Origin of the sequence: Bilophila sp. 4_1_30 (assembly GCF_000224655.1) — a bacterium.
GTDB classification, from domain to species: Bacteria; Desulfobacterota; Desulfovibrionia; order Desulfovibrionales; family Desulfovibrionaceae; genus Bilophila; species Bilophila wadsworthia.
Map to the genome: position 1 here is coordinate 885,541 of NZ_JH114231.1, position 13,972 is coordinate 899,512.

The window sequence follows — 13,972 nt, forward strand, 5'->3', positions numbered from 1 at the left end:
GCCGAAGGCCGCCGCGCCGTAGGAGCCAAGGTCGGCCGCCATGCGCCCGCCCGCCGAGCCGCCCCACAGGGAATAGCCTTGCGTGGATATTTCTAGTTCTTCCGCATGGTGGAAAACCCAGGAAAGCGCGGCGGCCATGTCTTCATAGGCCACGGCCTGACTGCCGGTGCGGTATTGCAGGACAAAGGCATTATAACCCTTGCGACTCAGTACATCCGCCAGCGGAAACCCTTCGTGCAGAGAACCGACATAGCTAAAGCCTCCACCCGGAAAAATCAGGGCAAAGGGCGCACCGGGCTTGCCTCTGTAATAAAACAAGCCGGTTCGCTCCTGCTTTTCCCTCTCCGTATAGAAAGGGTAAAACACGGCCTTGCCGGTCATGGCATCATTTATCATGCGGTTCAGAACAGCCGTCACAATGCCGGGCCGCACATGGCTATGCCAAGGAGGCATAAGCCTGCCGACTTCACGCAGAGGCAAACGGCTTTGCGCGTCACAGGGACGCGGCACGAGATGTTCCCCAAATCCGGTAAAAGCAGGGTGGTTCACCATGTCGGCGACAGTATCTGATTCCGTAAGCCATGCAGGTTCGTTCATGTCGTCCTCCATACTGCCTTTCGCGGAACATGCGGTCGAGGCGGAGAACCGTTGTTCCGATCAGTAAAAAGAAGAGGCTGAGGAACTTCATCATGCAGGGAATGGAAAAAGGAAAGACCTCTGCGCTTTTTAGAGGTAACGACGTTTTTCCGTCTGTACTCATGTTTTATTTTTCAGGCTTCAGTGGCCCATAGAAGTAAGATGCCGTAGCCCCGCCGTCGATCAGAAAATCCGCGCCGGTGATGAACGCGCCTCTGTCGCTCATGAGCAGCTCTGCGACGTTGGCGACCTCATCAGCCGTTCCGGGCCGTCCGGCAGGGCATTTTGCAAACATGTTCCTATAGAAATCACCTCGCGGCCCGTTAAATTCATCGAGTGCCAGCGGCGTCACAATGACGCCGGGAGAAATGGAATTGATTCGCGCTCCCTGCTTCCCCCATTTGACAGCTTCCCCCATAACTCTTTTCACGTTGCAACGTTTTGCCATCTGGTAGGCATGCAGTGTGTCTCTGACGTTCTTGGGCTGAAGGGCTTCCAGGGTAAGCAATTCTTCCGTGGGAGCCGTTGCAAGTTGTTCATCAAGCTCTATGCCGAGGGCAGGCATCCGGTGCCCGGACTGGCTGGAAACAGTCACGCCGACACCGCCTTTGCTGATGACCTTGCCGACTTCCTCCAAAAGAACGGCGGTGCCGTACAAATCTACTTTCAAAATGGTTTCTATTGAGGCTTGGCTGGGAGAAACGCCCGCCGCATTAACGAGCATGGAAATCTCCCCGTACTGTTGCGCAGAGTCTATCAACGCAAGGATTGACGCACGGGAAGACAAATCCATTTCAACAGGGACGGTAGTAAACCCCGCCTTGTTCATGGTGTCGGCTATTGCTTCCGCATTCTCCCTGCGCTTGTCGCCAATGACTATCTTCATCCCGTATCCCACCCGGCGGGCTATGGCCATACCGATCTGCCCTGCGCCGGTCAAAAGCATCACATTTTTCATGGAAAATCTCCTGAGCATCATCGAATGAATAAAGATATCGTCTTGTTATGAAAGGCGGTTAAAAATACGTTTCATCCACACCAAGTTGAACCAGTGCTGCATTGATATCCGCCAACTCTTCCCTGGAGAGTTCAACGAGCGCCGCCCCCAGATTTTCTTCCAGCCGCACGGGATTCGTCGTGCCGGGGATGGGGATGATGAAAGGCCGCTGCGCCAATTCCCAGGCAAGGACGATCTGGGCGGGCGTGGCCTGCCTGCTTTCGGCCATGTCCCGGATAAGCTCCAGCAGGGCCTGATTGCGCTCCATGACTTCCGGCCTGAACCTCCCCATGAAACCGCGAAAATCGCCTTCTCCGTACACGGTATCACGAGTGAAGCGCCCGCTCAGAAAACCGTTACCCAAGGGGCTGTAGGCGACAAAAGCAATGTTCATGGCCGTGCACAGGTCGAACAGCCCCTGTTCAGGTTCGCGCCACATCATGGAATACTGGTTTTCCACCGCCGCCAGAGGGCAGACGGCATGGGCGCGTTTCATATAGTCCACAGGCGCATTGGAAAGTCCCCAACCCAGAATCTTACCTTCCCGGATCAGGTCGTGCATGGTTTCTGCGACAAGCTCCGGTTCCACATGAGGGTCTACCCTGTGCTGGTAATACAGGTCGATATGGTCGGTTCTCAGACGGCGCAGCGAACCTTCAGCCTGAACGCGGATGGACGCGGGCTTGCTGTCCAGCAGATTGACCGTCTTGCCGTCCTCGATGCGCTGTCCTGCAATGCCGAATTTTGTTGCCAGCACAACCTGATCACGAACGGAAGAAAAAGCTTCGCCCAGCAGTTCTTCATTGGCTTCGCCATAAACAACAGCGGTATCAAAGAATGTGCACCCCAAATCCACAGCATGGCGGAGCAGTTTGACCATGTCTTTCCTGGGGGCAGGTTTGCCATAAGCATGATCCATGCCCATGCAGCCAAGCCCTATGGAGGAAACAGCCTGTCCGTTGCCTAACGTCCGATTTTTCATGTTTTCTCCTTGCCGTTATACCTTGCGGCCCATGTTATAGGCTTCCTGCATGGCAGGTTTGGATTCGATTTCTCCCGGCCCGTACACGCCTTTCCCGTAGATGACGCCGCGCTCAATGGAACCTTCAAGGCATCTGGCCAGGCCGCGAAAACATTCAAGCGTGCAATCCATGACGGTATCGCTTTCCTCCGCAGCGGTCATGATATAGTAAAATTCCTTGTTTTTGATGGTCAGCCATTGCGCCACAGTGCGGTCGATGAGCGCCTTCATCTGCGCGTCGATGGAATAGAAATAAACGGGGCTGGCCATGACAAGCACGTCGGCTGCATTCATTTTGTCGAGAATATCGGCCATATCATCCTTGATGATACAAATGCCGCCGCTCTTTTTACAGTGATAGCAAGCCAGGCAATAACCGATTTTCTTGTCGCGCAGAAAAATGGTTTCCACCTGATGACCGCTTTTCTCCGCGCCTTGTGCAAAGGCACGGCACAGTGCGGCGGAATTGCCGTTCTTGCGCGGGCTGCCCGCCAGAATGAGAATGCGTTTGCTCATGGTTTTTCCTTATTTTTTCAGTCCAATTTCCTTCAGCCATCCCGCCACGCCGGACGGTGCCCGTTCCATACGGCTCCGGGAAAGGGAGTAACCGTTGCGTATCACAGTTGCTCCGGGCTGTTTGTCCTGCATGGTTCGGATAGTACGGGAAAAACCGCTGCCGCCGTGGGTACAGAAAGGAATGATGGTCTTGCCCGAGAAATCGTACTGCTCCAGAAACGTGTACAGAATCATCGGCATGTCGCCCCACCAGTTGGGATACCCGATAAAGATGGTGTCGTAGGCTTCGGGGGATTCGATCTTTCCCGCAATGGTCGGGCGGGCGTCCTGTTTCTGTTCTTCCCTAGCCAAATCGACAAGGGTACGGTGGTCTGTGGGATACGGTTTCTGCGGCAGGATGCGGAAGATGTCGCCGCCGGTCATTTCCTGTATCAACTGTGCCACATACTGTGTATTCCCCAATACCTTTCCGTTGATGACCACGGTGCTGTTCTCTTCCTCACGGCTCATGTTGTGAGGATTGTCCGTTTCCGGCATGGAAAAATAGACGACTAGAATTCGGAGAGGCTTGCCGCTCTGTGCTGCATAAGAGGCAGAGGACAGCAGGTACGTTCCAGAGACAACGGAGCCTGTCATCAACACGCAGTATTTCAGAAAAGTACGACGAACTATCTGGTTAGACATGTGAGTTCCTCATTGATCAAGGTTCTTTTCGTGAAGCCATTTGGACAGCAAGTCAGCAATTTCGAGGTTGTTCAAGTCTGAGAAAGGAAAATGGGTATTACCCTTGATGCCGATTTCCGGCAGATGCACCACAGTGACATCGCCTCCCTTATTGTTAACTGCATCAGCCCATACTCTGGCCATTTGAAGGCGGGTACGCCAGTGATCCGGTCCGGGAAATTCACTCCGCGTTGCCGGAATAAAATCACCATAGTAAATGATGATGGGAATTCGAGTTAACTTCATGAAATCCTTAAGTGGAACAGGGACACCTTCCAGCGTATCAATCCCACTCGGCAGAGCCGGAGGCATTTCGTCTTCGGGGAAAGGAAAATTGCTGCCCGGTTCATATGATACTATGGCTCGGACATTTTCACTTTTGATTGCGGTAAACCAGCCTCCCCCACCGCCTTGGGAATGTGTAACCATAATTCCCGGCCCTACCCTGTCGAACAATGCAGCCACGGCATCAGACACTACCTGAACGTCGAACGGGCCGGTATTAGGAGTCATCTGCCGGAAGTATTGGTTCAAAGATTCCGCATCACGCGGGAACTGTACGCCTTCAAAAAAGTCGGGCCAGTTCCCCACGCGGAAGTTGCCGAACCAAAGCTGATCGTCAGTTGTCGCCGAGATGGTTGTTTCCTGCGTGCTGCGCCCGGCATCTCCACGTCGAGGCTGGTCTACCAAGTAAACTCCAAATCCTCGGCGCAAAAAAATATTCTGAAATCCTTCACGTCCATCCGGAGTGCTTTCCCATGTTTTGGAGAACTGTCCGGCCCCATGCAGGAAGACCAGGGGCAGTTTGTGGGCGTTTACCGGAATCTGATAAAAGACGTAGGCATGATCTCCATGCAATGTTTGTCCCGCAGGATTTGTCGGGGTACGGGGGTCAAACGTACCGGGCGTTGTGACGATTTTTCCCCCTGCCGCGAAACTCCCTTGCTCCTGAATCATCAAGGGGGGCAACTTTTCCTTGGCCGTGACGTCTCCCGCTGGTAAGCAGAGTCCGACGGAAAGCGCCAGTACGGTTATGAAATACTTTATGTGCATCGTTGTATCCTTATATTATAAGCTGTTACCGGGCGTTATACTGCTCATCGCTTACCTGTTCCATCCACGTCACACTTTTGCCGTCCAGCCGTTCGCCTATGGCGAGATGCGTCATGGTGGTATCCGGGGCCGCGCCGTGCCAGTGCTTGACGTTGGGCGGACACAGCACCACGTCCCCTTGCCGGATGATCTGTACCGGGCCTCCCCATTCCTGGGTCAGCCCGACGCCGAACGTAACGAGCAAGGTTTGGCCCAACGGGTGGGTGTGCCAGTTGGTGCGCGCACCCGGCTCAAAGGTGACGTAGGAACCGTAGACGCGCTGTGGTGCCTGGGTTTCAAAAGCCGGATCAATACGGACATTACCTGTAAAATTCTGTCCGGATGCTGTGGACGAAGGGCGGGAACCTGCCGGAATCACGAGTTGTCCCTGGGCTTCAGCATAAGCCGGGGGCACGGTCATAACCCCAAAAAATAGAAGGCAAAGGACGAAAAGGGAAAGGCGTTTCATGGCATTCTCCGTGAAAAGTTCGGCGACAGGGGGAGGGCATTAACATCCTCCCCCATGAGTCGTGTTGTCGACGACAAGCTATTTCAGATGGTTGCCGTAGAAGTCCGTGAGCTTGGCAACAGCCTGATCCACATATTCGGGTACAAAGTAGGTTTGGATATGCGTGGCTCCGGGAATCTTGAAGAGTTCCTTGTCCCTGGTTCCCGTCGCTTTCTCAAAGGCTTCCTCGGACATGTACAACGTATCGGCCTTTTCCCCGGCCATCATGAGCAGCGGCACATTGATAAGTTCGATGTTGTCGGTGGCGTCCCAGCGCATCAAATCCATGAGGCTGCTAGTCGTATAACGGAAGGTGGAGTTGGGATGCCGATGCGTCTTCCCGTAGTACATCATGCCTTCGCGGTAGAGATCCGTGGGAATCTTGCTGATGCTTTCGTCCGTCAAGGCGTCAAAATCGACGTTGCCCGAATAGCCGATTTCCCCTGTGGCGGCTTCCCTGGCGCGGGCGTCGGAAGCCTCCTTCAAGCGCGTCTGGATGGAATCAAGCTGCGTGTTCATGAAGCCATTACGCCTCACCTGCCCGGAATTGAACATACTCAGCGTGGCTACTGCCTTGAACCGTTTGTCGGACTTGGCGGCATTCAGTGTATAGCCGCCACCGCCGCAGATACCCAGAGCGCCGATATGATTGGTGTCTACGCCGGGATAGGCGCTGATGTAGTCGGCCATGCCGTGGATGTCCTCCGTGCGGAACTGAGGCTTGTCCACATTGCGGGGAGTCCCCTCACTGGCTCCCTGATAGGAAGCGTCCGCCGCGATGGTGATATAGCCTTTTTCCGCCAGCCGTTGGGCATAAAGTCCGGCCACCTGTTCCTTGACGCCTCCGTTGGGATGAGCCACTACGACGGCGGGATATTTTTTCGTGGCCTCATATCCGGCGGGAGTGTAGACGTTGGCCGCAATTTTCAGGCCGTTCAGAGTATAGGTGACGGGATGGATGTTCACTTTTCCTTTGACGTTTTCCATGATGGCTCCTTTATAGACAAGACCAAACGGATTGTTTTCAGACGCATTCGCAACACATGCAAAAGCAAGAGATGATGCCACTGCCAGAGTTGTCAGAAGTGTTTTTTTCATGACTGTCTCCTGTTCCATAAATGTTATAGTGTTATTTGGATTGCATCCTGTTTTGTAAGACGGTGTTTAGTGCCTTTTCCGCCAGTTCCGCTTCCGCCTTGCCTACTTTTGTTTCAAGGACGGCGACAAAGGCTTTCATCTGATCTTCGCTCCATCCGACCACCAGACAGCAGTTCAAATGAGAGCGCAGTTGGGCTTCTGCCGGGAGACTGGCCAATGCGGAAACCGTGGCCAGCTCTCTCTCCTGAAAACTGAGGACATCACGACTGAAGATGTCGCCGAAAAGATGTTCCTTCAAAAAGGTGTCGATGATGGGTACGAATTCATAGACTCGCCCACTGGCGGGCCTGCCGATGACAGTGGTCTGATTCGCCGTACCGAGTTCGCGAATGTTTGCATTGTCGGGCAGCGGGGAGGCATCCCTGCCCATTTCATCCTCGGTCCCCTGCGCCTTTCGTTCGTCAAGCAGGGCGATGAAGGTGTTCAGACCCGTCAGGCTGCGGGGGAAGCCCGTGTAGGCATACATCTGGACAAGGACTTCCTTGATCTCATTGACCGTCATGCCGTTTTGCAAGCCTTCCGCAAGAGCGCCCTTCAGTTTTTCCGTATCGCCTTTTGCGGTAAAAGCCGCTATAGGGATGATGCTTTGCTGTTTGCTACTCAATGCAGATACGGAGTGAGTACTTTCGGCATGAGCCGTCGCTGGTAATCCCATTGTTACAGTACAACATACACCCAGAAGAGCCATAATTATCTTGGAAAACACTGGAACCTCCTTGCTGATGTGTATCAAGACGTTTTCCTTTTATTGATGACAAAGTAAGACTTCCTCGGTCGAGAAACTATACATAATTCGAGCTATTCTTTGCCTATTTCGCTCGGAAGTGCTTGCTTTTTGAAAAAGCTGAAAATAGATAAGCGAGAGGCCCATCAAATGGGCTTCCCGCTTATCTTTATGAAATGAGTCAACAGGTTATGAACGCTTTTTAGCTATATCCTTGCGAGGTGGGGCTCCGAATTGACGCTTGTACTCTCTATTGAACTGTGAGCCGCTTTCATAGCCGACCATAAGCGCCGCCGTTCCGGCATCTTTTCCTTCAAGCAACATAAGTCGTTCAGCCTCATAAAGCCTTAGTCGTTTTTGGAACTGGAGTGGGCTGAGGCTGGTTACTTCCTTAAAATGGCGATTGAACGTTGAGGGGGCCATGTTGACATACCGAGCCAGCTCTTCCATGCGAAGCGGTGACGTGTAATTTTCCCGTAGCCAAGAGATAGCTTGAGCGATCTGATTTGCCTGTGTTCCGTTCGTGTTGAAAAGTCGCAGGCATTTCCCCTGACTGCCGCAGAGCAGGTAGTAATGGATTTCCCGAATAATCATGGGAGCTAAAACCGGGATTCGTGAAGGTGTATCCAACAGTTCAACAAGGCGGGAAAATACCTGCAAAAGATCCTTGCCCGCCTCGTCCACTACGATAGGAGTCACTTCTCCTTCTTGGGCGGTAACTATGGAAGGGACTTCCGTAATCAACTGAGTGATAATGCGCCTGTCCAGCTTTACGGAGAGCGAAAGGAAAGGCGCTTGAGGCGAAGCATCCGTAATATGGAAGACGCCGGGCATATCAATGCCGACGGTTACGCAGTGAAGCTCACCATAATTCGCTTCATGGTCGCCAATCATGGAACGTTTGAACCCTTGAACGACCAATGCAATCATAGGTGTATAAAAACATCTTATTGCAGAAGTGTTTTCATCATGACGAGTTAAGGCCAAACCTGGAATGGGTGTTTCCAGCCTGGATTGTTCAGGGAGCCATTTCAACAATTTCTCTTTGAGAGAATCATTACGTTCAGGTAGGTGTATTGGTTCACTCATGCTGCTTGCTCCACTTTTGTCAAATGGCGATCACTTCGTAGGCGCTATGCCCATACCGTAATAGCTTTTAATTCTAAGTGGTAGAATAACCATAGCACGCTTTGGGGGGTAATTGTATGCCTGATCCGCTAGGAAGTACGATTTTCCCCGCCGGAGCTATTCCCTAGAATGGGAAAACGTTCATCTTGAGGAGCATCAGCGCTTCATCGATTCTCTTAAAAAAGGAAACAGGATCGCCGCCGTCAGCATCTTCAGAGATGAGCATTGGTCTTTTGAAATTCACCAGAAATACTTTTCAACCTATTATACGTTTGATTACGCTTTCAATCAGGACTGAGAAAGAACTATAAGCATATAATCACATTTTTTAGAATACGCTCACTCCATCTGATTTCCCGGCTTCTTTTTTCAAAGAGCCGGGATTTTTTATTCAGGGCAAACGCCCCTATTGACAGAGGATCTAAGTTTATATAAATAAATCTTGATTTATGCATACAAGAAACGGAAGACGGTGCAAATCCGTCGCGGACGCGCCACTGTAACTGATATAACCCGCTAACGTCACTGCATTTGTGGGAAGGCTTAGCAGAACGGGATCAGAAGCCAGGAGACGCCTTGTATGCTTTGGAACACGACTGTCTCGCGATCAGACAGTGACGCCGGAATTGCCTTCTCAGGTATCTTGCGCCGTTTTCTGAGGTGATGGGGTCGTGGACTTTTCAACTTCAACAGTAGAAAGGGACACGCAATGCAAACGCACATTTTAGGTTTTCCCCGTATCGGGCGAAACCGCGAACTCAAAAAAGCCCTTGAAGGGTACTGGAAAGGGGAGCTTTCCGAAAACCAGCTCCACGAAACTGCGGACGAGCTGAAAAAACGGCATTGGAAGTTCCAGCATGATGCAGGGCTCTCCTTCGTCACTGTGGGTGATTTCTCCCTCTACGATCATGTACTCGATTTGACCGTCGCACTGGGAGCCATCCCGCACCGTTTCCAGAACGCCGGTTCTGCTCTCGACACGTATTTCGCCATGGCAAGGGGCGACGGCAACCGCAACATCCCGGCCATGGAAATGACGAAGTGGTTCAACACCAATTACCACTACATCGTCCCGGAGCTCTCCGCTGGCCAATCCTTCAGGCCCTCCATTGAATGGCTGGAGAACGATGTCATCCGCGTGGGGCAACTTGGATTTCGTGCCAAACCCGTCTTGCTCGGTCCCATCACCTACCTCGCGCTCTCCAAGGGCGGGACGGAGTCTTCCCGCTGGGACAGTCTGCCGCAACTTACGGAAATCTACATCAGTTTTCTGGAACGTCTTGCCCCGCGGTGCGACTGGATACAAATCGACGAACCGATCCTGTGCACGGATATATCGGGAAGCCTGCGGAAGACATTCCGAGAGACGTACCACAAGCTCCGTAAGGGGTCACCTTCCGCCCGTACACTTCTGACCACGTACTTCGGTTCCATCAGGGATAACCTCGATACTGCGTTGGCATCCGAATGCAGCGGGCTGCATCTCGACCTGTGCGCGGCACCCGCTCAGCTTTCCGATGTATTGGCGGCTTTGCCAGAGCATATGCACCTTTCGCTCGGCGTCGTCGATGGCCGCAACATATGGAAGACCAATTGCGCCGCAGCGCTTTCTTCTTTACGGAACGCAGCACTGAAGCTCGGGAGCGACAGGTTGTTCGTCGGTTCGAGCTCTTCGCTGCTGCATGTGCCCGTTGATCTGGAACTGGAAACCAGTCTCGATCCCGAAATCAAGAACTGGATGGCCTTTGCCGTTCAGAAGTGCGGCGAGATCGCCCTGTTGGGACAAACGATCGACGGCGAGTGGTCTCCGGAGTGCCTCAACGAAAACCGGCTGGCCAACGAAAGCCGGCACCTCAACATGAAAACGTTTGATCCCGCCGTCCGCAGGCGGTGCAGAAACGTCACCCCAGAGATGCTCAACCGGAAAAGCCCCTATGCCGATCGGTGCAGGAAACAGCAGGAAGCCCTCAATCTACCGTTGTTCCCGACCACGACCATCGGTTCCTATCCACAAACGGAGGCTATCCGCAAGGCAAGACGCGAATACCGGAAGGGCGAACTCTCCCCCGACGCCTACGAAGCTTTCCTGAAAGATACCATCCGGGAAATCGTCGGGCATCAGGAGGCCCTCGGGCTTGACGTGCTGGTCCACGGGGAACCGGAGCGCACGGACATGGTGGAATATTTCGGCCAACAGCTCGAAGGGTTCTGCTTTACGGACCACGGCTGGGTGCAGAGCTATGGCAGCCGCTGCGTCAAGCCGCCCGTCCTCTATGGCGACGTGTCCCGAAAGCAGCCAATGACCGCTTCATGGCTCGCCTATGCACAGAGCCTCACCCGAAAACCCATGAAGGGTTGCTCACCGGGCCGATGACTATCCTGTGCTGGAGCTTTGTGCGTGATGATCTGGAACGCGAGGAGGTTTGCCGCCAGCTGGCGCTTGCCCTCCGCGACGAAGTGCTCGATCTGGAACGGGCCGGGCTAAAGATCATCCAGATCGACGAAGCCGCACTCCGCGAAGGCCTTCCTCTGAGGGAGGATGAGGCGGAAAAATATCTACAATGGGCCATCGACGCCTTCCGCCTGACCGTTTCAGGTGTCGAGGATACGACACAAATTCATACGCATATGTGCTACAGCGAGTTCAATGCCATCTTGAAGTGGATCGCCGCCATGGATGCCGATGTCATCAGCATTGAGGCCAGCCGCAGCAACATGGATCTGTTACAGGCTTTTGTGGACTTCAAATACCCAAGCGCAATCGGCCCTGGCGTCTATGATATCCATAGCCCCCGCGTTCCCGGCCTGGAAGAAATATTGGAGCGCCTCGAACAGGCCTTACGGTTTATCGCCCCGGAAAAACTTTGGGTGAATCCCGATTGTGGGCTCAAAACCCGGGGATGGCCTGAAACGCTGCTTTCGCTTGGCAACATGGTACAGGCCGTGCGGGTCCTCCGCGAGGAATACTCGGACACGCAAAACAAGGTTACCCGATAATGGAGACTCCACAAATGACTGGTTCCCTTTTCGCTGCATCCCAAAGAACGGTTGCCCCTTTCCGTTACGATATCGTCGGCAGTTTCCTCAGGAGCGATGCCCTCAAAGAGGCACGGAAGCGCTTTGCGCAGGGGCGGATAACCCAACGGGAGCTCCGCCAGGTCGAAGACGCCGAAATCGCCCAACTCGTAGCCAAACAAAAGGCCCTCGGCCTCCGTGCCGTCACCGACGGAGAATACCGCCGCAGCTGGTGGCATCTCATTTCCTCTGGAACCTCGACGGCGTCCGGAAAGTTGCGGCTGAACAAGGCTCCATTGCTTTCAAGGAACGTCAGACCAAGGCGGAACCCATCGAAATCGTCGCCAAAGTCGGCTTCAGCTGTCATCCTTTTATTGAAGACTTCAAGGCTGTACAGACATTTGCCGGGGACTCTCCGGCCAAGTTCACCATTCCCTCCCCGTCCATGCTTCACCTCATTACCGCCGTCCGGAATCAGCAGTACAAGCCCCTTAAGCGATATAGAGACAATGACACGCTTCTTGCGGACATCGCCGCCACCTATAAGAAGGCCGTCGCGGCCTTTTACGAGGCGGGATGCCGATATCTGCAATTCGACGATACCAGCTGGGGGGAATTCTGCTCGGAGGAAAAAAGAGCCGGGTATATCGCCCGCGGTTTCGACATGGATCGCCTCGAACGGGATTATGTGTCCATGATCAACGAGGCTCTTTCCGAGCGGCCGGTGGATATGACCGTCACCATGCACATCTGCCGTGGTAATTTCCGCAGCACATGGTTCTCTTCAGGCGGTTACGAACCCGTAGCGGAGATCCTTTTCGGCAATACCAAGGTAGACGGCTTTTTCCTCGAATACGATAGCGACAGGGCTGGAGATTTCAGCCCTCTCCGATTCATGAAGGACCAGCAGGTCGTTCTGGGACTTGTTTCATCCAAGACAGGGCAACTTGAAGACAAGCAGTCCATTATTGAAAGGCTCCGGGAAGCTACGGACTATCTGCCCGTCAACCAGCTGTGCCTCAGCCCTCAATGCGGTTTTGCATCCACGGAAGAAGGAAACCTGCTGACAGAAGAGGAGCAATGGACTAAGATCGCTTTCATAAAGGAAATTGCCGAATCCATCTGGAAATAAAAACAGAGTCCGGTACACGCTCATTCCGTGTACCGGACTTGTTTCATCATACGGAAAAAACAAACAATGAGTTCAATAAGGGCAACCCTGTGCGGCCTTTGCGCCATTTTGATATGGAGTATGCTAATTGCGCTTATGCGCAGCGTAACCGAAGTCTTCGGCGCAACACTAGGCGCCGCTTTGGTCTATAGCCTCGGCGCGCTTTTGCTGTTTCTGAAACAGGGCATTCCTGACCTCAAGACACTTTCCAAGCCGTATCTGTTCATCGGCGGGTTCTTCTTCGTCGCCTATGAACTACTGTTCTCCCAATCCATCGGGCTTGCCCATGACAGCCAGCAAACGCTGGAAGTCGGGCTTGTCAATTACCTGTGGCCTTGCCTGATTGTGCTTTTTTCTCTGATCATTCTAAAGCAGAAAGCGCGTTTTTATCTTTACCCAGGCCTGCTGTTTTCCTTTTCGGGAATCGTCTGGTGCGTTTCCGGAGGGGCTTTCGACCTCGCTCTTTTCATGGAACATGTTTCCTCCAATCCCATTCCCTATCTTCTGGCCTTCATCGCCGCCATCTTTTGGGGACTCTACTGCAACGTGGCAAGACTGTTCACACAATCCAGCAATATCGTGCATATCTTCTTTTTGGTTATTGCCATCGTATTGTGGCTTCGCAGCTTCGTCTCTGGAGAACCTTTCCCCTCCGTACCTCCTCAAGCCTTTCTGAACGTCCTGATTACCGCGATATGCTTTGGTTCTTCATACACCCTATGGGAAGTAGGCATACAACACGGAAATATATTGTTTCTCGCCACAGTATCCTATTTCACGCCCATCTTTTCCACTCTGTTCACCTGCTTGTGGCTCTCCGTGCTTCCAGTACCTTCTTTCTGGTTCGGCGTAGGTATGGTTGGCCTAGGGTCCGTTCTCAGTTGGTTGGCGACCCAGAAAAAATGATACGAAGAAGCTGCTATGACAAACAATTGCAAATGTGTTTTTACCTCTTTCAACGATGTCTTTTTCGTGACGACTGCATGTCCAAAAGTATCCTACGGTCAGCATAAACCAAAAAGATGAAATAAAACCAGACAAGTTGCAACAAAAAATTGGACTCCTTGCCGAGTCTGGATGCTAGTGGAATCAGCTTTAATCCTACACAAGTTCGTCAAAAACGTGGGCGCTTCGATCCTCGTTGGAACAGTGATTACTTGGCCTTCCAGCTTATGACCTTCTGCTAGAGATAACAGGATGGAATGTAATGGGAAACCCATATCCAGAGCAATATACCCAGAACTGGTGATAAGGGAATAAGCAGCTAAAATACAAAGACAACG

At 52.8% G+C, this 13,972-nt stretch carries 12 protein-coding genes, 1 pseudogene and 1 riboswitch; of the genes and pseudogenes, 3 read left to right on the top strand and 10 right to left on the bottom strand.

Annotation, left to right across the window (positions count from 1 at the left end):
* From HMPREF0178_RS22390 to HMPREF0178_RS04120, 10 genes are all read right to left on the bottom strand, one after another.
* The coding region (locus tag HMPREF0178_RS22390) for an alpha/beta hydrolase (RefSeq protein WP_232281186.1) at positions 1–381 on the bottom strand (381 nt) is incomplete at its 3' end.
* A gap of 382 nt (positions 382–763) precedes the next feature.
* Positions 764–1,594 carry an SDR family oxidoreductase gene (locus tag HMPREF0178_RS04080; protein ID WP_009379305.1) on the bottom strand — a complete coding sequence of 277 codons (831 nt, stop codon included), beginning with the start codon at positions 1,592–1,594 and terminating at the stop codon, positions 764–766.
* Positions 1,595–1,652: 58 nt separating this feature from the next.
* The gene (locus HMPREF0178_RS04085) at positions 1,653–2,615 is read right to left on the bottom strand and encodes an aldo/keto reductase (protein ID WP_009379306.1); all 963 of its coding nucleotides are present in this window, start codon (positions 2,613–2,615) and stop codon (positions 1,653–1,655) included.
* A 15-nt stretch (positions 2,616–2,630) separates the two neighbouring features.
* Positions 2,631–3,170, bottom strand: a complete 540-nt coding sequence (locus HMPREF0178_RS04090) for a flavodoxin family protein (protein ID WP_009379307.1) — start codon at positions 3,168–3,170, stop codon at positions 2,631–2,633.
* Positions 3,171–3,179: 9 nt separating this feature from the next.
* Positions 3,180–3,854: a flavodoxin gene (locus HMPREF0178_RS04095; RefSeq protein WP_009379308.1), complete on the bottom strand. Its 675-nt coding sequence runs from the start codon at positions 3,852–3,854 to the stop codon at positions 3,180–3,182.
* Between the two features lie 9 nt (positions 3,855–3,863).
* A complete protein-coding gene (locus HMPREF0178_RS04100) occupies positions 3,864–4,946 on the bottom strand; it encodes an alpha/beta fold hydrolase (protein ID WP_009379309.1) in 1,083 nt (360 codons plus the stop codon).
* A 25-nt stretch (positions 4,947–4,971) separates the two neighbouring features.
* The gene (locus HMPREF0178_RS04105) at positions 4,972–5,454 is read right to left on the bottom strand and encodes a cupin domain-containing protein (RefSeq protein WP_009379310.1); all 483 of its coding nucleotides are present in this window, start codon (positions 5,452–5,454) and stop codon (positions 4,972–4,974) included.
* Positions 5,455–5,532: 78 nt separating this feature from the next.
* Complete coding sequence (locus HMPREF0178_RS04110) at positions 5,533–6,480, bottom strand: alpha/beta hydrolase (protein WP_009379311.1); 948 nt, start codon at positions 6,478–6,480, stop codon at positions 5,533–5,535.
* Positions 6,481–6,622: 142 nt separating this feature from the next.
* Positions 6,623–7,357, bottom strand: coding sequence for a carboxymuconolactone decarboxylase family protein (locus HMPREF0178_RS04115; RefSeq protein WP_009379312.1), 735 nt, complete (start codon positions 7,355–7,357; stop codon positions 6,623–6,625).
* A gap of 207 nt (positions 7,358–7,564) precedes the next feature.
* Complete coding sequence (locus tag HMPREF0178_RS04120) at positions 7,565–8,464, bottom strand: AraC family transcriptional regulator (protein WP_009379313.1); 900 nt, start codon at positions 8,462–8,464, stop codon at positions 7,565–7,567.
* A gap of 445 nt (positions 8,465–8,909) precedes the next feature.
* A riboswitch (cobalamin riboswitch) is annotated at positions 8,910–9,097 on the top strand.
* Between the two features lie 115 nt (positions 9,098–9,212).
* On the opposite strand from HMPREF0178_RS04120, the pseudogene metE reads away from it, so the two are divergent.
* The 3 genes and pseudogenes from metE to yddG all read left to right on the top strand — a co-directional run bounded on the left by metE (position 9,213) and on the right by yddG (position 13,595).
* Positions 9,213–11,500, top strand: a pseudogene (gene metE / locus HMPREF0178_RS04125) (5-methyltetrahydropteroyltriglutamate--homocysteine S-methyltransferase).
* Positions 11,501–11,750: 250 nt separating this feature from the next.
* Positions 11,751–12,650, top strand: a complete 900-nt coding sequence (locus HMPREF0178_RS04130) for a 5-methyltetrahydropteroyltriglutamate--homocysteine S-methyltransferase (RefSeq protein WP_009379316.1) — start codon at positions 11,751–11,753, stop codon at positions 12,648–12,650.
* Between the two features lie 66 nt (positions 12,651–12,716).
* Positions 12,717–13,595 (top strand): aromatic amino acid DMT transporter YddG, encoded by an 879-nt coding sequence (gene yddG, locus HMPREF0178_RS04135; protein ID WP_009379317.1) that lies wholly within the window; start codon positions 12,717–12,719, stop codon positions 13,593–13,595.
* The last annotated feature ends 377 nt before the right edge of the window (positions 13,596–13,972 follow it).

Coding starts and splice junctions, on each gene's coding strand:
- HMPREF0178_RS04080 (WP_009379305.1), bottom strand. CDS start 1,594: ATGAAAAATGTGATGCTTTTGACCGGCGCAGGGCAGATCGGTATGGCC.
- HMPREF0178_RS04095 (WP_009379308.1), bottom strand. CDS start 3,854: ATGTCTAACCAGATAGTTCGTCGTACTTTTCTGAAATACTGCGTGTTG.
- HMPREF0178_RS04110 (WP_009379311.1), bottom strand. CDS start 6,480: ATGGAAAACGTCAAAGGAAAAGTGAACATCCATCCCGTCACCTATACT.
- yddG (WP_009379317.1), top strand. CDS start 12,717: ATGAGTTCAATAAGGGCAACCCTGTGCGGCCTTTGCGCCATTTTGATA.
- HMPREF0178_RS04085 (WP_009379306.1), bottom strand. CDS start 2,615: ATGAAAAATCGGACGTTAGGCAACGGACAGGCTGTTTCCTCCATAGGG.
- HMPREF0178_RS04090 (WP_009379307.1), bottom strand. CDS start 3,170: ATGAGCAAACGCATTCTCATTCTGGCGGGCAGCCCGCGCAAGAACGGC.
- HMPREF0178_RS04100 (WP_009379309.1), bottom strand. CDS start 4,946: ATGCACATAAAGTATTTCATAACCGTACTGGCGCTTTCCGTCGGACTC.
- HMPREF0178_RS04120 (WP_009379313.1), bottom strand. CDS start 8,464: ATGAGTGAACCAATACACCTACCTGAACGTAATGATTCTCTCAAAGAG.
- HMPREF0178_RS04105 (WP_009379310.1), bottom strand. CDS start 5,454: ATGAAACGCCTTTCCCTTTTCGTCCTTTGCCTTCTATTTTTTGGGGTT.